Source organism: Pontibacter arcticus, assembly GCF_003284895.1.
Classification (GTDB): Bacteria; Bacteroidota; Bacteroidia; order Cytophagales; family Hymenobacteraceae; genus Pontibacter; species Pontibacter arcticus.
The window spans coordinates 856,813-881,097 of record NZ_QMDV01000002.1; the positions used below are offsets into that span (position 1 = coordinate 856,813).

General features: G+C 45.3%; 22 protein-coding genes. 6 read left to right on the forward strand and 16 right to left on the reverse strand.

Annotation, left to right across the window (positions count from 1 at the left end; genetic code table 11):
- Positions 1-2: 2 nt before the first annotated feature.
- The 10 genes from DP923_RS08880 to DP923_RS08930 all read right to left on the reverse strand — a co-directional run bounded on the left by DP923_RS08880 (position 3) and on the right by DP923_RS08930 (position 12,166).
- Positions 3-470, reverse strand: coding sequence for a FixH family protein (locus tag DP923_RS08880; protein WP_112305462.1), 468 nt, complete (start codon positions 468-470; stop codon positions 3-5).
- Positions 471-496: 26 nt separating this feature from the next.
- Positions 497-1,900, reverse strand: coding sequence for a cytochrome c oxidase accessory protein CcoG (gene ccoG / locus DP923_RS08885; RefSeq protein WP_112305463.1), 1,404 nt, complete (start codon positions 1,898-1,900; stop codon positions 497-499).
- Positions 1,901-2,143: 243 nt separating this feature from the next.
- Complete coding sequence (locus DP923_RS08890) at positions 2,144-3,340, reverse strand: c-type cytochrome (RefSeq protein ID WP_112305464.1); 1,197 nt, start codon at positions 3,338-3,340, stop codon at positions 2,144-2,146.
- Positions 3,341-3,342: 2 nt separating this feature from the next.
- On the reverse strand, positions 3,343-3,537 hold the full coding sequence (locus tag DP923_RS08895; RefSeq protein WP_112305465.1) for a hypothetical protein: 195 nt from the start codon (positions 3,535-3,537) through the stop codon (positions 3,343-3,345).
- 86 nt (positions 3,538-3,623) lie between these two features.
- Positions 3,624-5,810, reverse strand: a complete 2,187-nt coding sequence (gene ccoN / locus DP923_RS08900) for a cytochrome-c oxidase, cbb3-type subunit I (RefSeq protein ID WP_112305466.1) — start codon at positions 5,808-5,810, stop codon at positions 3,624-3,626.
- 180 nt (positions 5,811-5,990) lie between these two features.
- On the reverse strand, positions 5,991-6,173 hold the full coding sequence (gene ccoS / locus DP923_RS08905; RefSeq protein WP_112305467.1) for a cbb3-type cytochrome oxidase assembly protein CcoS: 183 nt from the start codon (positions 6,171-6,173) through the stop codon (positions 5,991-5,993).
- A 25-nt stretch (positions 6,174-6,198) separates the two neighbouring features.
- Entirely contained in the window at positions 6,199-8,604 is a 2,406-nt protein-coding gene (locus DP923_RS08910) for a heavy metal translocating P-type ATPase (RefSeq protein ID WP_112305468.1), read from the reverse strand.
- A 223-nt stretch (positions 8,605-8,827) separates the two neighbouring features.
- A complete protein-coding gene (locus tag DP923_RS08915) occupies positions 8,828-9,235 on the reverse strand; it encodes a helix-turn-helix domain-containing protein (protein WP_112305469.1) in 408 nt (135 codons plus the stop codon).
- Between the two features lie 595 nt (positions 9,236-9,830).
- A complete protein-coding gene (locus DP923_RS08925) occupies positions 9,831-10,403 on the reverse strand; it encodes a plastocyanin/azurin family copper-binding protein (RefSeq protein WP_112305471.1) in 573 nt (190 codons plus the stop codon).
- A 41-nt stretch (positions 10,404-10,444) separates the two neighbouring features.
- The gene (locus DP923_RS08930; RefSeq protein ID WP_112305472.1) at positions 10,445-12,166 is read right to left on the reverse strand and encodes a L,D-transpeptidase family protein; all 1,722 of its coding nucleotides are present in this window, start codon (positions 12,164-12,166) and stop codon (positions 10,445-10,447) included.
- Positions 12,167-12,500: 334 nt separating this feature from the next.
- Between DP923_RS08930 and DP923_RS08935 the strand changes: the two genes are divergently transcribed.
- Positions 12,501-14,408 (forward strand): M1 family metallopeptidase, encoded by a 1,908-nt coding sequence (locus tag DP923_RS08935; RefSeq protein ID WP_239020979.1) that lies wholly within the window; start codon positions 12,501-12,503, stop codon positions 14,406-14,408.
- Positions 14,409-14,571: 163 nt separating this feature from the next.
- On the opposite strand, the gene DP923_RS08940 is transcribed toward DP923_RS08935, so the two are convergent.
- The gene (locus DP923_RS08940) at positions 14,572-15,060 is read right to left on the reverse strand and encodes a YciE/YciF ferroxidase family protein (protein WP_112305473.1); all 489 of its coding nucleotides are present in this window, start codon (positions 15,058-15,060) and stop codon (positions 14,572-14,574) included.
- 305 nt (positions 15,061-15,365) lie between these two features.
- On the opposite strand from DP923_RS08940, the gene DP923_RS08945 reads away from it, so the two are divergent.
- Complete coding sequence (locus DP923_RS08945; RefSeq protein WP_112305474.1) at positions 15,366-16,259, forward strand: cyanophycinase; 894 nt, start codon at positions 15,366-15,368, stop codon at positions 16,257-16,259.
- Positions 16,260-16,286: 27 nt separating this feature from the next.
- Here DP923_RS08945 and DP923_RS08950 read toward each other — a convergent pair whose 3' ends face one another.
- A complete protein-coding gene (locus DP923_RS08950) occupies positions 16,287-17,219 on the reverse strand; it encodes an isoaspartyl peptidase/L-asparaginase family protein (RefSeq protein WP_112305475.1) in 933 nt (310 codons plus the stop codon).
- 164 nt (positions 17,220-17,383) lie between these two features.
- Between DP923_RS08950 and DP923_RS08955 the strand changes: the two genes are divergently transcribed.
- Both DP923_RS08955 and DP923_RS08960 read left to right on the forward strand, forming a co-directional pair.
- On the forward strand, positions 17,384-17,764 hold the full coding sequence (locus DP923_RS08955) for a DUF3127 domain-containing protein (RefSeq protein WP_112305476.1): 381 nt from the start codon (positions 17,384-17,386) through the stop codon (positions 17,762-17,764).
- 153 nt (positions 17,765-17,917) lie between these two features.
- On the forward strand, positions 17,918-18,541 hold the full coding sequence (locus tag DP923_RS08960) for an RNA-binding domain-containing protein (RefSeq protein WP_112305477.1): 624 nt from the start codon (positions 17,918-17,920) through the stop codon (positions 18,539-18,541).
- Positions 18,542-18,561: 20 nt separating this feature from the next.
- Here DP923_RS08960 and DP923_RS08965 read toward each other — a convergent pair whose 3' ends face one another.
- Positions 18,562-18,987, reverse strand: a complete 426-nt coding sequence (locus tag DP923_RS08965) for a toxin-antitoxin system YwqK family antitoxin (RefSeq protein ID WP_112305478.1) — start codon at positions 18,985-18,987, stop codon at positions 18,562-18,564.
- Positions 18,988-19,313: 326 nt separating this feature from the next.
- Between DP923_RS08965 and DP923_RS08970 the strand changes: the two genes are divergently transcribed.
- Positions 19,314-20,735: a PhoH family protein gene (locus DP923_RS08970; protein WP_112305479.1), complete on the forward strand. Its 1,422-nt coding sequence runs from the start codon at positions 19,314-19,316 to the stop codon at positions 20,733-20,735.
- Positions 20,736-20,789: 54 nt separating this feature from the next.
- On the opposite strand, the gene DP923_RS08975 is transcribed toward DP923_RS08970, so the two are convergent.
- Both DP923_RS08975 and DP923_RS08980 read right to left on the reverse strand, forming a co-directional pair.
- On the reverse strand, positions 20,790-21,326 hold the full coding sequence (locus tag DP923_RS08975) for a DinB family protein (RefSeq protein ID WP_112305480.1): 537 nt from the start codon (positions 21,324-21,326) through the stop codon (positions 20,790-20,792).
- Between the two features lie 3 nt (positions 21,327-21,329).
- Complete coding sequence (locus DP923_RS08980) at positions 21,330-21,896, reverse strand: SRPBCC family protein (RefSeq protein WP_112305481.1); 567 nt, start codon at positions 21,894-21,896, stop codon at positions 21,330-21,332.
- 196 nt (positions 21,897-22,092) lie between these two features.
- Here DP923_RS08980 and DP923_RS08985 point away from each other — a divergent pair, with 196 nt between their 5' ends.
- Positions 22,093-22,542 carry a YkvA family protein gene (locus tag DP923_RS08985; protein WP_112305482.1) on the forward strand — a complete coding sequence of 150 codons (450 nt, stop codon included), beginning with the start codon at positions 22,093-22,095 and terminating at the stop codon, positions 22,540-22,542.
- An 84-nt stretch (positions 22,543-22,626) separates the two neighbouring features.
- Here the strand turns inward: DP923_RS08985 and DP923_RS08990 are convergent, their stop codons facing one another.
- Entirely contained in the window at positions 22,627-24,285 is a 1,659-nt protein-coding gene (locus DP923_RS08990) for a S8 family serine peptidase (protein WP_125047690.1), read from the reverse strand.

Consider the following 24,285-nt stretch of genomic DNA (forward strand, 5'->3'; position numbering starts at 1 on the left):
GTCTACTTAACCTGAATAGTTTGCTTTGTGTAATATGTCTCCTCATCTGCGGTGAAATCGATGCGAACTTCCCACATGCCGGTTTGCAGTTCCTTCGTTTCTACCAGCTGGCTTCTGTCGCGGCCCAGTTGTAAAGGTAGTTGGTGGTCCAGTTTGTCATCGGACGGGCGGAACAATGTAATGTTACCATTTACACTTTTGCCTTCAAAGCTTGCAGGTAGCTGCAGAAGTATCGCCTTCGCCTCCGGTTTGTAGGTTATCGCTACTCCTCCGGCAGCCTGGGTTCTTCCCATCTTGTCAATATGATCCTGGTATTTGATTTCCTGCTCGTAGTAATCTTTGCTGACCAGATCCACATCCTGGTTCATGGCTTTGTAAACAAACATCGCGATGTAGCCCATGAACAGAATCATGGCTACCACAATCGCATAAGGCCAAAGTATAAACGTGCTTTTTTTATCAGTCGTCATTTTCGTAATCTTTAAATAAGTCTGTATTAATTTGCCGGAGCCAGAAACTTGGTATTTTCTGTTGTGATCAGCTCATCGCCGGCATATATGCCTATTTTCACCTCTGCGTTCATACTTTTTAATTGAACTTGTGGAATTTCAGCGAAGAAAACGCCTTCTACAATGCCCTGTGCCGGAAGTATGAGCTCTCTGCCTACCATTGTAATATTTCCTTCCTTATCCATCAGCTTCAGGCGCAGCGGCATGGTATGGTTGGTTTTGTTGATGATGGAAATGTTGTACAGGTTCTTGATGTTACCGTCCGCCGTTTTCTGATAGAGTTGTCCCGGCGTACGCAGAATAGTTGCTTCGGCCTCATCACGCAAAACAAGTAAAACAGACAGTGCTGCCAGCAATATGGCCAAAACGGTGGTATAGCCCATCACACGCGTTGTCAGGAACTTCCATTTTTTTCCTTCTGCAATTCCTTCTTCAGACTCAAACCGGATCAGGCCTTCCGGCTTATCGATCATGCGCATAATGTCGTTGCAGGCATCGATGCAGGCGGTACAATTTATACATTCCAGTTGCTGGGCACCGTTCCGGATATCGATACCGGTCGGGCAAACCTGCACACACTGGTTACAGTCAATGCAATCGCCTTCCGTGCGCTCCTGGTTTTTGCGCAGTTTGCCCCGTGGCTCTCCTCTTACATAATCATAGGCAACCACTAAACTTTTCTTGTCGAGCATAACGCCCTGTAAGCGGCCATACGGGCAAACAATAGTACAAACCTGCTCCCGGAAACTGGCAAAAACCCAGTAGAATACGCCTGTAAAACCGATAAGCGAAGCAAAACCTGCCGCATGTACGAGCGGGCCTTCAACCACAATCTTCTGTAATTCGTCTATGCCGATGATGTAGGCCAGGAAAATATTGGAAATCAGAAACGAGATCAGCAGAAATACGAGTGTCTTGCTTCCTTTTTTCAGAATCTTCTCTGTGTTCCATGGCATTTTGTTGAGTGCCTTCTGCTTTGTATAATCGCCTTCTATAGCATACTCAATGCGCCTGAAAACCATTTCAAGAAAAATGGTCTGCGGACAGATCCAACCGCAAAAAAGGCGGCCGTACACGATCGTAAAAAGTATGATAAAGACGACCAACGCCAGAAAGGCCAGCACAAGTATAAAAAAGTCCTGCGGCCAGAACAGCACACCAAAAATCACGAACTTACGCTCGACAATGTTCAGCATGAGCAGCGGCAGGCCATTTATCTTAATGAACGGCCCAATAGCTAGCAGTGCCAGAAACAGGTAGCTAACGTATTTGCGGTAGTTATATAATTTGCCTTTCGGCTTTTTCGGGTAAACCCATACGCGTTTCCCCTGTTCGTCTACTGTTGAAATGTGATCCCGAAACTCGTCGGTTGGTTTTGTTTTAGTTGCCATGGCAGTGATAAGCTGTGCGGATTTTATTCCTGCCTGTTAGTTAAAAGTATAAAAATCAGACCCGATACCGAAGTATAATCTGCCTTACAAAATTCCGGAATCCGGCCTTCTAAAAAGATGACCCCTGTCATTTATACAGGTGATCATCATCAATAATAAACCGTTAAAGCTGGCCAAAACAAAAAAAAGCCGGAGGTGCTTATACTTCACCTCCGGCTTTCCAGGAAAAACTAAACTGTATACTTATTCTTTTTCGCCCTGCGGCTCTTTTGCATTGGCCGGGTTAGAGCCCTTCAGAGATAAAATGTAACTGGATACTTCCAGCATCTGGTCTTTGGATAACTTGCCTTGCCATGGCACCATACCTTTTGCCGGCACACCAAATTTAACTGTCTTGAAAATTTCATTCACTTCGCCACCGTGTAACCAGTATTCGTCTGTCAGGTTAGGGCCAACGGTGCCCTGCCCTTCTGTACCGTGGCAGGCGGCGCAGTTTGCAGCATAAATCGATTTGCCGGACTCTAGTGCAACTGCATCCGTAAGCGGCTTGTAATCTGTTACGGCATTCGGATCATCTTCTGTTTTAGAAGCAAACAGCGCGGCTTCCTGCATTTCCATTTCATACTCTTCTGCCTGCAACGGTCCGCTCATAAACACATGGTAATGCAGCATGTACCCTATAGCAAACACAATAGTAACATAAAACATCGTCTTCCACCAAGGCGGCAGGTCGTTATCATACTCCTGGATGCCGTCAAAATCGTGTTGTGAGTGAATTTCGTTTTTAGCTTTGCCCGTTACCAGCGTCACGTCGCCGCGCATCAGGAATACCATTCGCCCAGCAAGCGAGTTGCGGAAATCCTCGTCATGGATCGAATCGCCCAGCATCGGCACAAATAACCGGAACAGCATAAACAACACAGCCATGGTCAGCAGTATGATGATCGCAGCAAGCACGAAGGTGAGCAGCAATACCGGCGGCAGATCCATAAAAGCGACTTCGGCTTCTGCGCCAGCAACAACAGCTTTTGCATCAGTTGGCGTAGTTGCCGGAACTTCGGCTACAGCTGGCTTATCACTTGCTTCTTTGATATAAGCAATTACATTGTTGATATCAGCTTCTGAAAGTGAGCCCCCGAAGGCCGGCATCGGTACTTTACCGAACTTTTCGTACACGACCACAGCATCTTTATCGCCTGCCTGAACCATTTCCTGGGAGTTCTTGATAAAGCTTACCAACCAGGCATCTCCGCGGCGTTTGTGCGCATCCTTCAGGGCAGGCCCTACTACATCGGCATCTATACTATGGCATGCCTGGCAGTTGCCTTCAAATATTTTTTTGCCTTCTACTGTATCCTGCGCCTGTGTTGTGCCCGCCAGAAGCAGGCCGGCCAGCAGCACAAAGCCAGCTTTCCTGATACTTTTAAAAGTTAGGTCCATGGTTATTTTCCTCCTGAAGTATGGGTATCTAAGTTGTCGCTGTCTTCGCAGGCGAAGGCGCTCATTTCTTCCACATAGCTTTTGTTCAGCACAAATACATATACCAGCAGCCCCAGGAAGAACAGGAAAAAGATGCCAAACGAGATCAAAGGATATATTTCGATGCCGTCTATGGCTTGTAAAACGTTCTTATACATTTTATCTTGATTTTTTGACTTCCGGACTATTTGACAAAAGAGTTCAGCTAGATTGTCTATCGTCAAATAGTCCTTTGTCAGGTTAATTATTCTTCAGTCTTTACTTTAATGTCGGTTCCCAGGCGTTGCAGGTAAGCGATCAGGGCTACGATCTCTTTGTCTGGTGCTACTTCGATGCCTTGCTTGGCTAAGTCTGCAGCTACCCCTTCGGCCTGTTTCATCAGTTCCTGGTTGGCATTGGCAATGTAATCATCCTCGTAAGGCACACCCAGTTGCTTCAGCACTTTCAGTTTATCTTCTGTTGTGCTCATGTCCACTTCCTGCTCAAACAACCAAGGGTAGGCTGGCATAATAGAGCCCGGCGACATGGAGGTTGGGTCCATCATGTGGTGGTAGTGCCAGCTATGCGGGTACTTGCCTCCGATGCGGTGCAAATCCGGACCGGTACGCTTAGATCCCCACAGGAAGTTGTGGTCATACACGAACTCACCTGCTTTAGAGTACTCGCCGTAGCGTTCTGTCTCAGACCTGAACGGACGAACCATTTGGGTGTGGCAGTTCACACAACCCTCTTTGATGTACAAGTCACGGCCCTGTAGCTCCAGCGAAGTATAAGGCTTCACGCTGGCGATGGTCGGCACGTTAGATTTGATAACGAAGGCAGGAATAAACTCTACCAGTCCACCGATCAGTATCGCAACGGTTGCCCAGATAGCCATTTGCATCGGGCGTTTTTCGATCCAGGAGTGCCAGTGGCCAGCGTTGTGACTTTGGGCTGTTACCATGGCAGGTGCCTCTACTCTTTCGTCTTTTTCCAGTTGGCCAGCTTTCGCCGTTTTGTATAGGTTATATACCATCAGGAACACGCCAGCCAGGTAGAAGATACCACCAATACCACGCATGTAGTACATCGGCACAATAGAAAGTACAGTTTCCAGGAAGTTAGGGTATTGCAACATACCTTCTGCGGTAAACTGTTTCCACATTAAGCCTTGGGTAAAACCAGCCCAGTACATTGGGATAGCATAGAAAAGGATACCCAATGTGCCTAACCAAAAGTGCGCATTAGCCAGTTTCGTAGAGTGTAGTTTTGTTTTATACAGGCGTGGGAACAACCAGTACAGCATCGCAAAAGTAAGGAAGCCGTTCCAGCCAAGTGCACCTACGTGTACGTGTGCTACGATCCAGTCTGTAAAGTGGGCAATAGCGTTTACGTTTTTCAAAGACAGCATCGGGCCTTCGAACGTAGCCATACCGTAAGCCGTGATTGCTACTACCATGAACTTCAGTACCGGTTCTTCGCGTACTTTATCCCATGAGCCACGCAGTGTAAGCAAGCCGTTGATCATACCACCCCAGCTCGGAGCAATCAGCATGATAGAGAAAGCAACACCCAGTGATTGTGCCCAGTCAGGCAAGGAAGTATAAAGTAAGTGGTGCGGACCGGCCCAGATGTAAATAAAGATCAGGGACCAGAAGTGGATAATAGATAATCTGTAAGAGTAAACCGGACGGTTAGCAGCCTTTGGCAGGAAGTAGTACATCAGGCCCAGGAACGGGGTTGTTAAGAAGAACGCTACCGCATTATGGCCATACCACCACTGTACCAGGGCATCCTGTACGCCGGCGTAACCAGAATAGCTTTTTAAGAAGTTAACCGGAATCTCGTAAGAGTTTACAATATGCAGCACTGCCACCGTCAGGAAGGTAGCGATGTAGAACCAGATGGCTACGTACATGTGTTTTTCGCGGCGCTTGGCAATAGTACCAAACATGTTCCAGCCAAAAACAACCCAGATCAGTGTAATAGCAATATCAATCGGCCACTCCAGCTCTGCGTACTCTTTTGATGTGGTGATACCTAGCGGAAGGGTAATAACTGCTGCTACAATAATTAACTGCCAGCCCCAGAAGTGTACTTTACTGAGTATATCATTATACATGCGGGCTTTGCAGAGGCGCTGCAACGAGTAATAAACCCCCATAAAGATGGCATTGCCCACAAAAGCAAAGATAACGGCATTGGTGTGCAGTGGCCTAACGCGGCCAAATGTGGTGTACTGGTTACCCATGTTCACATCCGGGTTTGCCAGCTGGAAAGCGATGATTACGCCTATCAGCATACCGGCTATTCCCCAGAATACAGTGGCTATTCCAAAATCCCGAACAATCTTATTATCATAAAAGAATGTTTCGGCGCTCCCTTTTCCCAGGGTCTTTGGTCGGACCTGGTCGGGATCTCTTTCTACGATTTCGGCTACATTAGTTGACATGTGCGGTGTCCTCCATTTGATTATGATGTATTTGTTTGATGTGTTGTGTTGCGATTTGTTTTATCAATTCAGCTCTGCAAAATTGAAAAAGTACAGCCGCGTAAAAGATGACCAAAGTCAGTTTCAGAAATGATAGATATCAGCGAGGCTATATTTAGAGTTCAAACTTTCTGAATCCGGCTAGCTGGCAGGTTCTGCGGGCTTTTCTTTTTTATCTGTAACGGCTTCATTATCAAAGAGCATCCGGATGGCCGGTGTGTAATCGTCGTCGTATTGGCCGGACCGAACAGCCCATAGGAAAGCACCCAGAAAACAGCCTGCTACCGTTACACTTACCGCGATCATTAAAAATATTATTACCATGGAAGTAGAATGTTATAGTATGAATTTATAGACCGGCGCGTTTGGCGGCTATTTTAACAGAAAGTGTTGCGAAAATGATGACACTGAGCGAGCTGATCGGCATCAGGATAGCGGAAACGATTGGTGAGAAAAGCCCCTGTACGGCAAGCGTTAAGCCCACCACATTATACACCAGCGATACCGCAAAGGTGGCCAGTATGATACGCATGGTAGTTTTAGAGAACCGCAGGAACAGGCCCAGCTTATCAAATGAGGTCGCATCCAAGATCGCATCGCAGGAAGGCGAGAAATTTGTAATACTGTTCGTCAGGGCAACGCCTACATCGCTTTGGCGCAACGCACCGGCATCGTTCAGGCCATCGCCTACCATCATTACCTGGTGATGCTGGTTTTTAAGCTGCTCCACATACTCCAGCTTCTGTACAGGGCTCTGGTTAAAATTTAGGGCCGCATGCTCACCGAGCAACTCCACCAGGCGGGCTTCTTCATGGCTGTTATCCCCGGAGAGCACGGCCAGCTTTCGGTCGTCCAGTTCACATAAAATCTGTTTCAGACCGCTGCGGTATACATTAAAGAATGTGTAATAACCAAGCAGCACACCATCCATGGTCACATACACAGTGGTATTAAGTAACGCTTTATCTCCAACAGGCTTAATACCAGTAAAAGAGGCAGAACCAATCAGTAAAACATGGTTGTCAACTTCCCCTGTTATGCCTTTTCCGGCAAACTCTTTAAAGTTTTCGACAGATTTTATATCACTGTTTATACTCTGGAAGATGCGCTGGCTGAGCGGGTGTGTGGAGTGGCTTAAAACAGATTTTATACTTTGCTCCTGCTCCGGCGTCAGCGTTTTACCCACATAAGAAACTTCAGCAGCGCTTGGCTCGGTTAGAGTACCGGTCTTATCAAAAACAACAGTATCTATTTTGGCCAGTGTTTCGACGACAGATGTATTTTTGAGATAAAACTTGTTTCGGCCGAATACGCGCACGGTGTGGCCATGCACAAAAGGCGTTGCCAGCGACAAGGCACACGGGCAGGCAATAATCAACACGGATACAAAAGCTTTCACCGCCATATCCGTATCGCGCGGAACCCAGTAAATAAGTGAGCCTGCTGCAACTATAAGCGTCACGATGATAAACCATTTGCCCGCGATGTTCGCATATGTACCTACGCTCTGGCTTTCATTTTTGGAGAAGATGGTGTTATTCCAGAGTTGCGTTAAATATCCCTGCGAAACTGCCTTCACCACTTCCAGTTCTATACTTTCGCCTACCTGCCTGCCGCCTGCGTAGATCACTTCGCCGGTCACTTTTTCTACCGGTTCCGATTCGCCGGAAACGAAGCTGTAGTCGATCATAGCCGTGCCTCTCAGCAGGATGGCATCTGCAGGTATAAGCTCCTGATTTCTAATACGAATACGGTTACCTACTTCAAGATTACGTACAGCAACAGCTTCCTCTTCCCCGTTCTCTTTGAGTAAGGTAACAGATACCGGAAAATAGGAAGTATAATCACGGTCGAAAGAAAGTGTATCGTAGGTGCGTTGCTGAAAGTACTTGCCAATCAGCATAAAGAACACGAGCCCCGTAAAAGAGTCCAGGTAGCCCGGGCCGGTTTCGGTAACGATCTGGTAAAGGCTTACAAAGAAAAGCGCCTGAAGACCCATTGCAATCGGCAGATCGATGTTTACCATGCGTTGCTTTATGCCTTCGTAGGCTGTTATAAAGAATCCTCTCGCACTGTAAATCAGAACAGGCAACGACAATATCAGGCTCAGGTAACCAAAAAACGACCCGAATGTACGCTGCAGGCTGTTGGCCACCGAAAAGTAATCCGGGAAGGCCAGTAACATTACGTTTCCAAAGCAAAAGGCCGCAATGCCTAGTTTGTAGATGATCTCACGGTTTGGTTTGGTTGTTTTTTTACCATCCGTATCGGCAAGGGTTATCTCCGGCTCGTAGCCGATACGGGCCAGCAGAGCTACTACCTCACGGAGTGAAGTTTGCCCGTGCAGGTAGGTTAAGGAAATCTCCTTTCGCAGGAAGTTAACAGTTGATTCGGAAATGCCCGGATTGAGTTTAAAGAGGTTTTCGAGTAGCCAGATACATGAGCTGCAGTGCATCTGGGGCACATAAAAAGTAAGCTTGCAGATAGCGTCGTTCCTGAAACTTACCAGCTGCGCTTCTACGCCGGCATCATCCAGGTAAGCAAAACGGGATTCGTTCAGGGCCTCCTTACCTGATATGCCCGGATTTTGCTCCAGGTTATAGTATGTGCAGAGGTTATTTTCGTCTAGTAGTTCATAAACAGTTTTGCACCCGTCGCAGCAGAAAGCTTTGTCGTGCGCAAGTATGGGCTCTTTCTCGCAGGTATCCCCGCAATGGTAGCATGTCTGAACATTGGTTTGGAGTGCGGCTTCCATCTCAATTTTCCTTTATAAGTACAAAACAAAGGTAGAGACCGCCGCAACGGCAAAAGATGACAATGATCATTTCCCAGGCTGATACTTATCAATCAAGCGCTGGTGAAGTATAAATCTGAGATTTCAGTTAAGTTGTAATAGCGGGTTCAGGGCTGTTTAAAAGTATCAATAGTAAATGCAGTGACTTCCGCTGAAGCATCTGCACTTTTATACTTTTTAATTCCTAATCAGGTGTATAGGCTGTGAATTTTTTATCGCTGTAGAAGATGATGATCTTTTCGATCTGCCTGTCAGTTTGAGGTTGCGCGAGTAATTCGGAAACCAGGAATTGCTCCTGTGGCGGTTGCTTCTGCTCAGAGGGTTTAGCTTCTGATTTGGACTCCTCTTCCCGAGTAGCTTTTGCAGGCTTCTGCTCATTCAGTTTCTTCAGCATCTGCCCTTTGCCTAACAGCAACCATTCCAGGCTAATGTCATCGTGCTCCTGCAGGATTTTCGTGATCACTTCCAGGCTGGGCTTGTTGCGTCCGCTCATAATATGGCTTAGCACTGCCCTCGGAATTTCGATGCCATCCGCAAACTGCGAAGCACTCAGGTTTTTATATGTAATTAATTCCCTGATTCTCTCTACCATAGTTATTGTTTACAAATGTATAACAAATGTAAACAGTAAAATTTTATTTCAAACAATAATTTACCTATTTACAATTGTAACTAAATATATTATTTCATACTTTAGATATAAGTTACAGCAAAACAATAAGTTACAATTTAAAACAAAAGCAATTTATGATAGTTTACAAATGTATATACATTTGTAAACTCGACTTTGCATTAATCCTAACCTGTTACAAATCAGCATTTTTGATGTTACAAGGGTACATTTTATAACTGCTAATCTTCGACATTGAAAAGAGCACAAATCACTAACTGACATTGTGTCATTGCTACATTACCCTTTTGTGGATAACTCGAGTTATCCACAAAAGGGTAAAATACTACGTTTAAGCGCTTTATCACACGTTGTTGAAGTGGCAGATGAACCTGCTCTTTTAGCATACTTTCTGCTTTATGATGTGTTTTAAGCGATGTCAAGGCTAAAATTGAAAGTATAAAGTAGTTCCGGCGTATTAATTCGAACTCAAAAGTATAGGCATATAAAAAAGCTGACCTGTACATTTGTAGTGCACCGGCCAGCTTCAGGAACTGTTTACAGTATAAGGGCTTAACTATTCTACCAGCATCATGCCGTGCATTTTCTGATAGTGTTCGGGGTACGTGCAAACAAAGTCGTACTGCCCTTTTTTATCTGGTACCTTGAACTCCAGCTTTACCCGCTGGCCCGGTAATGCTAATGGAGAAGCAGCAATAACAGCTGAGTCTTTTGGTATGTAGTTACCTGGTGAGCCAATCTTAGCACCTGCCAGCGCCACAGCTTTAGCCATCCCTTTTTTCGTGATCACCAGGTTATGGATCATAGGCATATCCAGGCCTTCGTTTACCAGGGTTATGATGGCATCGGAACCAGCCTTAAAGCGAATAGTATCTTTATCAAAGCTAATATCCTGCAGCGTGTTTCCTCTGGCATATACCATTAGAGCCTCCTTTGTTGGTGCAGGCAATACTGCTTTTACAGAATCGTCCTGCTGTAACTGTTTAAGCGTGCCTGCCAATGACGTGGAATCCACTTCAGGTTTGAGTTCTGCTGTTTGGTTTATTTCTTTTTCAGAACCACACGAAACCAAAGCAGCAAGTATAATCATACTTGCTGCGCTTGTAAGCTTAAATGTCTTTCTCAACATTGCTTTTATTTAGTTTTGAATAACTTTTACTGCATCTGGTCTTAGCCGAAATATTCCTGCTCCAGTTTTTTGTCATGCTTATACAGGTCTTCCCGGAAATGGATATCACCATTCTCATCCACCCAGCTTGTAAAGTATACCAGGTAAACCTGTACTTGCTTAGGCAGCGTGATCCATTTTTCTTCCCCACCATTCATGGTTTCTCTGATGCTGCTCTCGTCCCACTCATTCATACCTTTTAAGAGGTATTTGGCAAGCTCTACGGGCTTCTCTACGCGTACACAGCCATGGCTGAAGTTACGCTCAGTCTGTGCAAACAGCGCATCCGCAGGTGTATCGTGCAGGTAAACGGCATACTCATTCGGGAACAGGAATTTAATGGAGCCCAGCGAGTTTTTAGGTCCTGGCTTTTCACGCACCATATACGGGAAGTTTTTCTCTGTTACGCCAGCCCAATCAATGGAAGATTCTGAAATAGGCTTTGGTTCTTTCTCTTTCGTAACAATCTCCATGTTGTTGTTGGCCAGCCAGCCGGGGTTGTTCAGCATTTTAGGCTTTATTTCCTTTTCAACAATGCTGTTTGGAACGTTCCAGTAAGGCGCTAATACCACATACTCCAGCTTATCACTAAAGATCGGTGTCGAGTTCATGGTCTTCCCCACAATCACCCGCATCTCCATCACTTTTTTGTAGGCACGCTCCGCATCCGGCTCGCCATCCTCGTCTTCGTAAATGTATAATTTATATTCCGGAATGTTCACCCAGATATACCGTTGGTCCAGGCTTTTAGGTACCATCCGTTTCGGTATCCAGCGCCAGCGTTCCATATTGATCATGATTTGCTGGATGCGCTCGCTAACCGGAATGTTCATGGTTTTTAACGTATGACCGCCTACAACGCCGTCCGTATCCAGACCATGCAGGGCCTGAAATTTCTTCACCTGCGTTTCTAACTGGGCATCATACAGGCGCATTTTAGGGTCGTTTACATTAAGCTTGCCAAAAGGGTCTAAGCGCTTGCGTAAGGCCAGCACCACCTGGGTGGTATCTCCTTTTTTAATCGATTTTAAGTTACCCAACTCCACTTTCTGCCAGCCGCCTTTTTGCTCCAGCGTACGATACTCCTTCAGTTTATCGCGCAGTTTGCTGTAACCGGCATGCAGGGCCTCAAACTCATAATACGGGTAGGTACTTTCACGCTCGCGCAAAATTGTTTGCAGGGCTTTATGAAGTTTTATCTTATTCTTTTTAACATCCCATGTTATGGTATTATCCGCTTTCGGGTCTACACGGCCGGTATAAAAATCGGAAGCATAATGAAAGTAGGAAGCGGTTAAGCCAACATCAATCTTTTTCTGAAGTTCAATTTTAACAGAATCGTCCGCCTCTTCATACTGTTTAATTAATGTCGGAAAGTCAACAAGTTTATACTGTTTAGGATCAAGTCCTTCTTTGGAGGCATTGTTCACAGCTTCCAAGAACTTATCTGCTTCCGGCACCAGGTTATCACCTCTGAACCAGGCAAGTTTGTAATCCCGGTCTCCGTAAAACAGGTACATGAGTTCTTTCTGTTTTTTGAAGTCAGGAACCTGGCTTATGTAGTTTAAGATATAAAGACTGTCTGTTTTTACCTCTTTTTCATCAGCTTTAGTAAATAGGCCTTTCTCATCAGAGTCTGATTTATTACTGCAACCACTGATCGATAAGCTAAGGGCAACGGGTATCAGCAACCCGAAGGAGTATTTTAAAAATGAAGGGTTCATATAATAGCGAAAGTTTAGGCGCTGCACTATACTTGCATACAGGCAACAGGTACAAAGTCTTTGAATCAAATAATAGATTCTTAGTTTTTTAATATTGAAATCAGCTTGTCAGCTAGATTTGGGCATCTCTGCTTTATGTACTACAATAAAGCGTAAAATGTTATCCCTAATTAGAGTTGCCTGAATTCAGAAATTAATTTGTGTTTCAACATCAGGCCGGGTTGCTTACAGTTGTTGAGAAGTATACCTCCTGTCTCTTTGCAGCACCTTTGGAATGATTTTTTCTGGTTCAGCTTAAATAGCTAACTTACACCATTTATATTCCAGAAAACCTATGAAACTATACCACCGTTGCTTACTGGGCATCAGTATGGCCGGAAGCCTGCAACTGGCCTCCTGCGCTACTAAAACCAATACGAAAACCTCGACCTCAGAAACTATGACAACCGAACAAAAAGCACTGGAAACGGCCTCCGCAGATGTGCACAGTTACGCCCGGCCCGCCGAAGCTGTAGCCAAACACCTGGACCTGGATATTGCCGTTGATTTTAATTCAAAAACTATTTCAGGCACTGCCTCTTACCTGATCGATAACCTGACCAAGACGAATGAGATCGTGTTTGATGTACGCGGCTTGCAGATCGAGAAAGTATACTTAGGCGATAACAAAGAAGAGACAACTTTTACTTTAGGTGAAAACAACACTTTTTTAGGCCAGCCTTTAACAGTAAACATTAAGCCTGATACACGTACAGTAACCATCCAGTATAAAACGTCTGCTGATGCCGCTGCCCTGCAATGGCTGAACCCGCAGCAGACTGCCGGCAAAAAATACCCGTTCCTGTTCACGCAATCACAAGCCATCCTGGCCCGCACCTGGATTCCGATCCAGGATAGCCCCGGCATCCGGATTACCTACAACGCCACCGTAAAAGTGCCCAAAGAACTGCTTGCCGTAATGAGCGCCAGCAACCCGCAAGAGAAAAACAGTTCAGGAGTTTATACTTTTGAGATGAAGCAGCCTATTCCGTCTTACCTGATGGCGCTCTCGGTGGGTGATTTAGTATTTAGTAAAGTTGGCCCGCAGACGGGTATTTATGCCGAGCCGGCTACTATTGAAGCTGCCGCTTACGAGTTTGCTGAGATGGATAAAATGCTGGTGGCCGCCGAAAAGATCTATGGCAAGTATAGATGGGATCGTTACGATTTGCTGGTGTTGCCTCCATCCTTCCCGTTTGGTGGGATGGAAAACCCGCGCCTGACCTTTGTAACGCCAACCGTACTGGCCAAAGACAGATCGCTTACCAGCCTGATTGCGCACGAACTGGCCCATAGTTGGAGCGGCAACCTGGTAACAAACGCAACCTGGAACGATTTCTGGCTGAACGAAGGCTTTACAGTATACTTTGAGCGCCGCATCATGGAAGAAATCTACGGCAAAGAGTATGCAGCCATGCTAAACGTACTTGGATACCAGGATCTACAGCATACCCTAGATGATATTGGCAGGCAAAACGAAGACACCCGCCTGAAACTGGACCTGGAAGGACGAGACCCGGATGAAGGCCTGACGGACATTGCCTACGAAAAAGGAAACGCTTTTCTGCAGAACATTGAGCGTGCCGTGGGCCGTGAAAAGTTCGATCAGTTTGTAAACAAATACTTTAACACCTTCGCTTTTAAAAGCACTAACACAGATCTTTTCCTTGATTTCCTGAGAACAGAGTTAATTAAGGGCGATGAGGAATTGGCAGAAAAAATCAATATTGAAGGATGGGTGTTTTCGCCGGGCTTGCCTGCTGATGTGCAGAAGCCGGAATCAACCCGTTTTGCTGCCGTAGCTGCTACTTATACTTCCTGGGCAAACGGAACGCCTGCCAAACAACTAGATACAAAAGACTGGTCGAGCCACGAATGGCTGCACTTTATACGCTTGCTTCCAGCTAAAATGACGCCGCAACAGTTAACGGACCTGGATACAGCATTTGGCTTTACAAACTCCGGCAACTCTGAAGTTTTAGCGGCCTGGCTGTTACATACCATTAATAACAAGTATACCAAAGCCGACAAAGCCCTGGAAACGTTCCTGGTAAATGTGGGCCGCCGCAAATTCCTGATTCCCCTTTACAAAGCACTGCTGCAAACGCCTGAAGGTAAAAAGAAAGCCTTAGCCATTTACGCCAAGGCCCGGCCAAATTACCATGCCGTGTCTACTGTTACTATAGATGATATGCTGAAATAGTAAGTATAAAAGTATAAACCATAAAAAATCCCGGCTTAACCTATAAGCCGGGATTTTTTATGCAAAGTATAAAACACGAAAAAGCTCTGTCACTTTCTGACCTGCTTGGGGAAGCCAGGCGAATGTACAGAGCTTTCTAGGTTTCGTAGGGAGTAAGTTATACTTACTCAGCTTTTTTGTTTACTGTATTTTCTGCAATCTCAGTAAGTAGCAGATCAGTTTCTTTTTCTTCGTTAAGTGTGATATGCAATTGCTCGGCTACATCATTTAAACCAAGTTGCTTGGCATAAGTGCAAACAGTACCGTAAGCAGCGATCTCGTAATGCTCCACGCGCTGTGCGCTGGCAATAAGGGCAGCATCCATTACGCTTTTATCAGCTTTCTCGCTCATCATAGATTCTGCTTCTTTAATGATGCCTTCCATCGCTTTGCATTTCTCAGCTTTTGCTTTTTCGCCCATCATTTCAAACACAGATTCCAGTCTTTCGATCTGCTTTTCTGTCATTTGAAGGTGGTCTTTAAAAGCGGCTTTTAGTTTGGTTGATGACGTTGCTTCGATCATCTTTGGCAGTGCTTTCGTAATCTGGTGTTCTGCACTGTAAATATCTTGTAATTCGTGAAGAAGCAAATCATTCAGGTTGTTAAGTTTCATAGCTTGGAAAGGTTACGCGTTTAGGTTTTCTATTAAGTTTGTGTCAATCTATACGGCCGAGATAATTTGGGGTTTTATAAAATATAATTTTTAATAGTATAATAACACAGTACATCAAACTGATTACTTAAATATATAATATTATTAATACAAAGTATAGAGTTGAACTATTAAAGAAGTAGGTGAATTGCTTTTACTGAAACGATTTTAGCTGAAATCGGTACCCTACTATAGCTATACTTTATATCTGATGAAAAATCGGCTAAAAGAGTAAAACAGCCCATATCAAAATAACAGCGTTACCAGTGGATAAACCTAAAGGAAAATTAATTGCAGTTGGCGGAAACGAAGACAAGGGAACCTACCCGAATCCCAAAACAAAAAAGAAATACTACCTCGATTTTTTTGAACTGGGAATTCTGAAACGTTTTCTGCAGGAAATACCCGCTGCTACCCCGCAAATAGAAGTGATCACGACTGCCTCTATGATTCCGGAAGAAGTGGGCGAACGCTATTTAAGTGCTTTCCGGATTCTGGGCTGCGATAAGGTTAACCTGATGCACATCCGCAACAACGAAGATGTTTTGCTGCCTGAATACCTGGAAAGAGTAAAAAACGCGGACGGCATCATGTTTAGTGGCGGCGACCAATCCCGGATCACGCGCATTTTTATGAACACCGAACTGCTGGATGTCATGCGGCACCGTTACTGGCACGAGGATTTTATACTTGCCGGTACCAGCGCAGGTGCTATGGCCATGTCAACGATCATGATCAAAGGCGGCAGTGCTTCGGAATCGCTATTAAAAGGGGCCGTTAAAATTGCCCAGGGCCTAGACTTGCTGGATAGCGTTATTATTGATACACACTTTGTGAAACGTGCCCGTTTCGGCAGGCTGATGGAAGCAGTAGTGTCACACCCGAATACGATCGGAATTGGCTTAGGCGAAGATACAGGTGTTTTAATTACGGATGGCCACATGATCGAAACGATCGGCTCTAATTTAGTGGTGGTAGTGGACGGGCATAACGTAGGCTATACCAACATCAAGGAAACAGGCACCGGCCGCCCTATCTCTATTGAGAATATGGTGATGCATGTGCTGGCCAAAGGCAACATTTACGACATCGAGAGTCGCAAATTTTTCAGGGATGCCCACGAAATGAAGGCTGAAATGCAAAAAGCAGAAACTAAGTAGCTATACTTTGTTTCTGCTTTTTTATACTTAGTTTTTATAGATACCCAGTATGGTTTGCTCGTCGTTGCGTTTGCAGGCGCGGTACATACCTTCCGAGTTAAATGTCAGGGCAATGTCGCCAGCTGGGTTCACCGCGATCAAACCACCTTCTCCCCCAATTTTAATTAGTTTGTTCAATACTACTTCCTCACAGGCTTCCTGCAAAGTATAACCCTTGTACTCGATCAGGCACGAAATATCATAGGCTACCACCGACCGAATAAAAAACTCGCCATGCCCGGTACACGAAACGGCGCAAGTCGCATTATTGGCGTATGTTCCCGCCCCAATGATGGGTGTATCACCGATACGGTTGAAATTCTTATTTGTCATGCCGCCAGTTGAGGTAGCAGCTGCTACATTACCGGCGCTGTCTACGGCTACAGCCCCTACAGTCCCGAATTTCTGTTCACGCTGCTCGGTATGGTCCATCAAAAATAGATTGGTATCGCGCACTTCGCACCACTGCTGATAACGGTAAGCATCATAAAAGTATGATTCAGGCGCAAATTCGATGGCATGTTCGCGGGCAAACTCTTCGGCCCCGTAGCCGCTCAACATCACGTTATCAGATTTTTCAAGTATGGCCCGGGTTAGTTTGATCGGGTTTTTGATACCTCGCACGCCAGCCACGGCACCGGCCGCCATCGTTTTGCCACACATCAGGGCGGCATCCATTTCGTGCTTGCCCGCTTTCGTGAAAACCGAGCCCCGGCCCGCGTTAAACAAAGGTTCATCTTCCAGTATGGTAACGGCCAGTTCAACGGCATCAAGTGCGGTGCCACCTTTTGCCAACAAGCGGTGCCCGGCTTCCACGGCCTGTTTCAGGGCTGCGTTAAAGGCTATTTCCTGGGTTGTGGTTAAGGTATTTTTGGTAATGGTTCCGGCGCCGCCGTGTATGGCAATGGCAATATTTTGCATAGTTTTTTGTTTGATTGATAAAGTGAACGCCTGCGTTTAGTTGCCGTACATACCAACTGAAAACAGACCGTGTTTATACTTTAAAGCGCGAAACCAAGGAGATTTCAGCAGAAAATTAGTTATATTTGTACCGTTATAAGAGTTAAATTTAAGAAAAAGTAATTATGTCGTTTGATATTCAAGGAAAGCTTTACGAAACATTTGACGAGCAGCAAGTAAGCGATAAATTTAAGAAACGTGAGTTTGTGCTGGAGGTTCCGGATGGTTCGTATACACAATATATCAAGTTTCAGCTTACACAGGATAAGTGCAGCCTGCTTGACCAGTATAAGAACGGAGATGAAGTAAAAGTTACGTTTAACCTGACGGGTAAGCCTTTCGTGAAAAACGGTACAACGATGTATTTCACGAACCTGCAGGCCTGGAGAATTGAAGGCGCAAGCGCTGGCTCTAATGCCTCTTACGATGCCCCTGCTTCGGCTCCGGCTCAAAACAACGCACCCTCTTTTTACAGCAGCGATGCCGATAACGACCTTCCTTTCTAACCAGGGAAAGTATAAATTTTAAAGCGGGCTTCACGGTCCGCTTTTTTTTGGTTCATACTTTCGTTTTCAAGTATAAATCAGCTCCAGCTCAAGTATAAACCCGACTATATCCGTACGTTAAAAGTATAAAGCTACTCTACCACTCCCAATCTGATGGACAAACTGCAACAACTCATACTTTCCGGTGAAAACGACAGCGTGGATTTTAAGCAACGCGTCACCCAACCCGAAAAAATAGCGCGCACGCTGGTTTCGTTTGCCAACACGCGGGGCGGTGTTATCCTGATCGGGGTGAAAGATAACGGCACCATTTGCGGCGTAGATCCGGAAGAAGAAAAACATACCTTAGGCCAGGCTGCCGCTTTTTACTGTGATCCTCCGGTGAAGGTAAAATATGAAGAAATAGAAACGGATGATGGCACTGTGCTGAAAGTTATTGTGCCGGAAAGCAGGCAGAAACCCCATTTCGCTAAAGTGAAGGACGATGATTGGCGCGGCTATGTGCGCGTACAGGATACGAGCGTACAAACAAGCAAGCTGGTAAATAAAACCCTTGCCAGCGAAACACCCCAACAGTTCGAGTCACTGCCTCTAGACCGCCACGAAAACCTTGTACTGGACTACCTGGCAAAAAATCCGCGCATTACGCTCAGGCAATACACCAAGCTGGCAAATCTTTCGGAGCGGCGGGCTTACCGCATACTGGTTAAATTAGTGATACATGGCTACCTGCGCCTGCACGATAAAGAAAAAGATGCATACTATACTTTAAGCTGACCTTACAACCAGAAGCCAGTTCAATTTGCAGGCTGCAGTTCTACCTGTTTTCCTTTTTCGTAATATTCCTGATGAGTTAGCTGCCCTTGCTCATTAAAAATATCCCACAACCCGAACCAGTAATAGCGGATTAGTTTTCCTTCATCCACCCAACGGGCCTGTCCTTGTTTTTCTAAAGCACCATTTTTGTGGTAGCGTTTTACGGTGAAATCTGCCCTTTTCCTGTTATGGTACTCAAGCATCATCAACTGGCCACTCAAGTAATAATAACGCCACTTCCCTATTTCTGCTCCATGCCTGAACCTACCATTCCGGATTAAAGTCTTTTCATCTGGTCCATATAATTTCCACCTGCCATGGTAATTACCCTGCTTATCTAGTTTGTTGTACCTGAAAGGCCATATTCCTTTGGCTGGGCTTTTTACTGCTTTATCAGATTGAGCCATTGCACCGGCAGAATTTAGTAAACAAAGTATGCATACCAAACAGGAAACACTTCTTTTCATCGGCAATAATCTAATTGAAAGTATAATATAAATTTTTTCTGACTTTTAAAAGTATAGGTTTCAGATTTTTAGTTTGTAAATAATTAGTTTTCAAGCTACTATATTTTAAAAACGATACTTTGATAAATCAACCTTAAAATCAGGCAAATAACCCGTCAGCCGTCGGTTTTATTCTTGCGTAGAAAGGCTATCAGTACCTGTGCCAACAGGTTTCAGTACAAGGCAACACATTTACTTTTTACGGTTTCACCCTTACCTAAAAATCTATGCCTACTACAACTAAACCGGCTACATCCGTCTCAGCCACCAAAAAAAATTCGGCCGGTTCAACGGCAAAAACCTCAAAATCAACCAAAGCAGTATCAGCGGCTACCGACAAAAAAATATTTGTACTCGATACCTCCGTTATACTTTACGACCACAGCGCTGTACAAAATTTTATGGAGCACGACGTGGCCATCCCGATCACGGTGCTGGAAGAGCTGGATAATTTTAAAAAGGGCAACGACATTAAAAACTTCGAGGCCCGCGAATTTATCAGGTTTATCGATAAACTGTCTGCGGAGCACAAATTGCAGCAATGGTTGCCACTGAACGGAAAAAATAAAGGCAGCTTTAAAGTATTGATGAATGAATCTGCACGGGTGGATGCTACCAAGATATTCGGAGACAAGAACGATCACCGTATCCTGAATGCCGCACTGGAGCTGCAAAGCGAACAGCCGGATGCAAAAGTGGTGCTGGTAACCAAAGACATTAACCTGCGCCTGAAAGCCCGGGCGCTTAACCTGGTTTCTGAGGACTATGAAACAGGCAAAGTACAGGACGTGGCAGGTTTATATACCGGAAATGATACGCTGGAAGATGTTCCGGCAGCGGCCATAAACGAGTTGTATGAAAAAGGCTCCTGCGATACCGATCAGATTTTAGAAGAACAGCCTGCTGATAACCATTACTTTGTACTCAAGAGTTTTAAGAGTTCTATACTTGCATTCTACAACTCCCCTGAAAAAAAGCTGGAGCGCGTAGATAAACAAGCAGCTTTCGGCATAAAGCCACGCAATGCCGAACAGACCTTTGCGCTGCATGCCCTTTTAAACCCGGATATAAAGCTTATTTCGGTGCAGGGTGTGGCCGGAACGGGTAAAACGCTGCTGGCTCTGGCAAGTGCTTTGGAGCAACGCCACAACTACAAACAAATTTACCTGGCGCGCCCTATTGTGCCACTCAGCAACAAGGATATTGGCTACCTGCCCGGCGATATCAAGTCTAAGCTAAACCCCTACATGGAGCCGCTCTGGGATAACCTGAAGTATATTCAGAACCAGTTTTCGGAGTCGAGCAAAGAGTATCAGAAGATAAAAGAAATGGTAGAGCTTGAAAAACTGATGATCACACCGCTTGCTTATATCCGGGGCCGCAGTTTATCCAATATCATTTTTATTGTGGATGAAGCCCAGAACCTGACGCCACACGAAGTAAAAACCATTATATCGAGAGCAGGCGAAAATACCAAGATCATTTTTACCGGCGATATTTACCAGATCGATACGCCTTACCTGGACTCGCAAAGCAACGGCCTTTCGTACCTGATCGATAGAGCCAAGAACCATCCGCTTTACGCCCATATTACTTTGTTAAAAGGAGAACGCTCAGAACTGGCTAACCTCGCTAACGAACTGCTTTAAAAGTATAAAGGCCTGCTGTGTAGCAGGCCTTTATACTTTTATATACGTACTAATTTACTTTTTCATTTTAGCATAACGCTCATTCAGGATGTTAACGTGGTGTTGCTCGTGGCCTGCAATAATATGGACGAGCGCTCTTGGCGTAACCTGGTTTCCGTTTGCTATTCCTACACGGTCCAGCATTTCGGAGGTGAAGCTCCTGATCATGGCCAGGTTCGATCTCCGGAGCAGATCATATTCGTTCAGTATACTTTCCAGGGGGCGGATATTAGCCAGGGAGTTGTAGGCGTATAGGTTTTCGTCGAAACCCGGTAAAGAGGCAGTTTCTCCGCGGCAGATGCAAAGTATACGGTAAGCAAAAATGCGCTCGCAATCGATCATGTGTTGCAGCAGCTCTTTTATTGTCCATTTACCTGGCTCATACGATTCTTCGGCGCGTGCATCTGATATGCCTTTAAACATATGCAGCAGGTCCGCATGCTGCTTTTCAAGGTAGTACATCACATCCTTGTCGGCGGGTACCAGCTCAATGTAAGACTTAAATGCTTCGGGGTATTCCTGAGGCTCAGGTTTAAGTATGGCAGTAGGCATGCTTTATCTGGTTTTGTTTTCTGCTCTCTTCTTACTGTTTTCGAGTAACAAGGTTTTTAAGCCGAGCAAGCCTTGCTCCTGTTGTTGCTCCATTTTATACTTGCGGAGCACACCTTTCAGCTTCGCAAGTTTCGTAGGTTCTAATTGCATGCGCTGGCTCCAGTTAATTTGCGTGCCGCCTTTCACCTCGGTTAATATAAACACGCCGAAAGTACTGTCCGTGTCGCCGTTGGTTAGCTGCGTGTAGGTTAACAAGGCAGGGCTGGTTGTTTCGTTCAGTACCAGGTGGCCGTTTCCCAGTTTATCGCCACTCCACTGCATACGCGCCCCGGATCCCGTTCTTGGTCCGCCATATAAATGAATAACCGAAGGATCATGGGCTTTCCCGAGTGCACTCCAGTGAGGCCAGTCGGTGGGGTTTTGCAGGTACGTATATACCTGCTCAGGATCGGCACCTACAACAAGTTGCTTTTTAATTTCGATCTGCTCCGGTAAATAATCTACAGCTATAAAAGCTGCTCCACCTAAAAACAGCAACGACGGTGCAAGAACTTTAAATAACAGTCTCATACGAGCTTCCCAATTAACAATAACCGTAACTTTGCACTATGGTAGGATAAAGTACACTAATTTAAAGGAACTACCTATAGTTAATCAACTAAATCAGCATATATATTTTTATAACGCAATATATGCCTGAATCATATCGCAGCCAAAGCATATAAATTGCCGTAAAAAGAGTTCTTGGTTACTAAACTATCATACTATGTTAAACGATTGGATACAACGCGGCCTTACACTATCGCAAAATCCCCTATTCCAGAAATTTTTGGGCCGTGCAGGCGGAGTAATAGCAAAGCCCGTTAAACTTGGCTATTTATTTACGCAGGCTTACAATAAACTTATTGATGTAGAAAGCAATAAAAGCGGATTTGAGCAAATAAAAGAAGTATTGCACACCTTTATCAGGTTAGGAAAGGCGTATGCTGATGGTTCATACCGCGATGTAGAATCAAAGTCGATGCTGATCGGGGTAGCTGTTATTTTGTACCTGGTTACGCCACTCGATATTATTCCTGATTTTCTGCCGGCCATTGGTTTACTGGATGACCTGAGCCTGATTGCCTGGTTTATAAGTTCTTTCCAGAAAGAGATCGATAAATTTAAGAAATGGGAAGAGCACCGCTATTTTGAGCCTCAAATCGGTACTTTATAAGTTTATTTAAAACAGAAAAGGCTGAGGAAATGTATGATGCATCTCCTCAGCCTTTAACTTTATACTTATTTATACTTTGGTACCTTATAGTTTTACAAACCGCAGCGTTTCGGCCATATTTCCTGACCTGATTCGGCACAGGTAAACACCTTTTTGTAACAGCTGGGGATCTAAAGCGAGTATTTGCTGCTTGGTGCCTGGCGTTAATTGCTGCGTGAATACGAGCTTTCCGGTTACATCAAAAACGGAAACTGTTATCGCCTGCTTGCTCCATTCTTCGCTGTAGCTTAAGGCTATCTTATCTTTACCAACCGGGTTGGTTATATAGATGCCTTTTTCAATTAGCAAGTCCGGCAGGCCGGTTACATTTTTTTTATACTTTGGAATACCATAACCGAGCGCATTATCGGGTGCAGTTGCTTGGCTGCCAAGTTGCCTGATCAACTGGATCATTTCCCGGTTGGTTTTGGAAGCATTTGCCTGCCATAAACTGGCTGCAAAACCCGCTATGATCGGTCCTGAAAAGGAAGTGCCATTCGATTTTACAAGCGTGCCGTTCTGGTTCAAAACATAGGCGTTCTGGCCTAAAGCCACCACATCCGGTTTTACCTGTCCATCGGCAGTTGGCCCGAAAGAACTGAATGCCGCTTTCACCCCCAAAGAATCCACAGCACCAACTGCCAGCACCGAATCCGCATCAGCAGGAGAGGCAATGTAGCGCCAGGGTTTAGTGCCATCGTTACCGGCACTCACCACTACCAGCATACCGGTAGCTGCAGCTATATCAGCAGCTTTTGCCACCAGCGTCGTGTTGCCATCCATTTGCTGGTACGTATAACTAACCGAGGGTGCATCGAAGAGCGAATATCCTAAGGAGGAGTTAATAACATCAGCCCCTGCGCTATCGGCATACTCAGCGGCCAGTAACCAGTTTATTTCTTCGATGTGGTGTTCGCTGGCAGCATCTTCGGTGCGAAGCAACAGGTAATTGGCGTTATAGGCTGTCCCGATAATTTTGTTAGGTTCATAAGCCCCCATGGTAGACAGTACAGATGTACCATGTGAGCTGGCATTATATACATTTTCCTTTTTCTGAACGAAGTCAAATGTACCTTTCAACTGGTTATTCTGGAAAAGGTGTGCGAAAGCCGGAATGGTATTTACGCCCGGAAATCCGGCATCCAAAACCGCAATAGTCATGCCTTCGCCGGTAAAGCGGGCTGTGTGCAGATCAACTGCTCCGAGCATATTTGCCTGGTGAAAGGAAAGCCCATACTCCTTGCTGTTGGCGGGGATCGGCGCCAGGGACGCTAACGTGTACGTTTCGTTTATCTTTGAATCAGCTTTCTCCACTACCGGCGTGCGCAGCCTGTTTAACACGCGACTGCCCTGTACATAGGTTAACTGCTGTATATCTTCCAGTTCTGTAGGAGTACATGCTATCACTGCAGCATTAAACCACCGCGAAGAATACCATACTTCGATGCCAAGCTGTTTTATACCTGATATATAAGCAGGGTTTACCGGCAGGTCGCGGGTTGTCAGGGCTATTTGCTGGCGCGAACGGCGGGCAATCGATTTTGGGGATAAAAACTTTTCCGGCTCCTGAAGAGTGTAGGGTGTACCGGCTTTATCTTTGAAATAGACCAGATATTTCTGCTTTCCCGGTTCATTAGTGCCTTGCGCCATTGCGCCTTTGGCAAGTATAATTAAGATGGAGACCAGGAAGAGCAGTTTGTTCAT

Coding starts and splice junctions, on each gene's coding strand:
- DP923_RS08880 (WP_112305462.1), bottom strand. CDS start 470: ATGACGACTGATAAAAAAAGCACGTTTATACTTTGGCCTTATGCGATT.
- DP923_RS08965 (WP_112305478.1), bottom strand. CDS start 18,987: ATGGCTCAATCTGATAAAGCAGTAAAAAGCCCAGCCAAAGGAATATGG.
- DP923_RS08935 (WP_239020979.1), top strand. CDS start 12,501: ATGAAACTATACCACCGTTGCTTACTGGGCATCAGTATGGCCGGAAGC.
- DP923_RS08960 (WP_112305477.1), top strand. CDS start 17,918: ATGGACAAACTGCAACAACTCATACTTTCCGGTGAAAACGACAGCGTG.
- DP923_RS08980 (WP_112305481.1), bottom strand. CDS start 21,896: ATGAGACTGTTATTTAAAGTTCTTGCACCGTCGTTGCTGTTTTTAGGT.
- DP923_RS08985 (WP_112305482.1), top strand. CDS start 22,093: ATGTTAAACGATTGGATACAACGCGGCCTTACACTATCGCAAAATCCC.
- DP923_RS08930 (WP_112305472.1), bottom strand. CDS start 12,166: ATGAACCCTTCATTTTTAAAATACTCCTTCGGGTTGCTGATACCCGTT.
- DP923_RS08915 (WP_112305469.1), bottom strand. CDS start 9,235: ATGGTAGAGAGAATCAGGGAATTAATTACATATAAAAACCTGAGTGCT.
- DP923_RS08925 (WP_112305471.1), bottom strand. CDS start 10,403: ATGTTGAGAAAGACATTTAAGCTTACAAGCGCAGCAAGTATGATTATA.
- ccoG (WP_112305463.1), bottom strand. CDS start 1,900: ATGGCAACTAAAACAAAACCAACCGACGAGTTTCGGGATCACATTTCA.
- DP923_RS08940 (WP_112305473.1), bottom strand. CDS start 15,060: ATGAAACTTAACAACCTGAATGATTTGCTTCTTCACGAATTACAAGAT.
- DP923_RS08990 (WP_125047690.1), bottom strand. CDS start 24,285: ATGAACAAACTGCTCTTCCTGGTCTCCATCTTAATTATACTTGCCAAA.
- DP923_RS08950 (WP_112305475.1), bottom strand. CDS start 17,219: ATGCAAAATATTGCCATTGCCATACACGGCGGCGCCGGAACCATTACC.
- ccoS (WP_112305467.1), bottom strand. CDS start 6,173: ATGGTAATAATATTTTTAATGATCGCGGTAAGTGTAACGGTAGCAGGC.
- DP923_RS08890 (WP_112305464.1), bottom strand. CDS start 3,340: ATGGACCTAACTTTTAAAAGTATCAGGAAAGCTGGCTTTGTGCTGCTG.
- DP923_RS08975 (WP_112305480.1), bottom strand. CDS start 21,326: ATGCCTACTGCCATACTTAAACCTGAGCCTCAGGAATACCCCGAAGCA.
- ccoN (WP_112305466.1), bottom strand. CDS start 5,810: ATGTCAACTAATGTAGCCGAAATCGTAGAAAGAGATCCCGACCAGGTC.
- DP923_RS08895 (WP_112305465.1), bottom strand. CDS start 3,537: ATGTATAAGAACGTTTTACAAGCCATAGACGGCATCGAAATATATCCT.
- DP923_RS08955 (WP_112305476.1), top strand. CDS start 17,384: ATGTCGTTTGATATTCAAGGAAAGCTTTACGAAACATTTGACGAGCAG.
- DP923_RS08910 (WP_112305468.1), bottom strand. CDS start 8,604: ATGGAAGCCGCACTCCAAACCAATGTTCAGACATGCTACCATTGCGGG.
- DP923_RS08970 (WP_112305479.1), top strand. CDS start 19,314: ATGCCTACTACAACTAAACCGGCTACATCCGTCTCAGCCACCAAAAAA.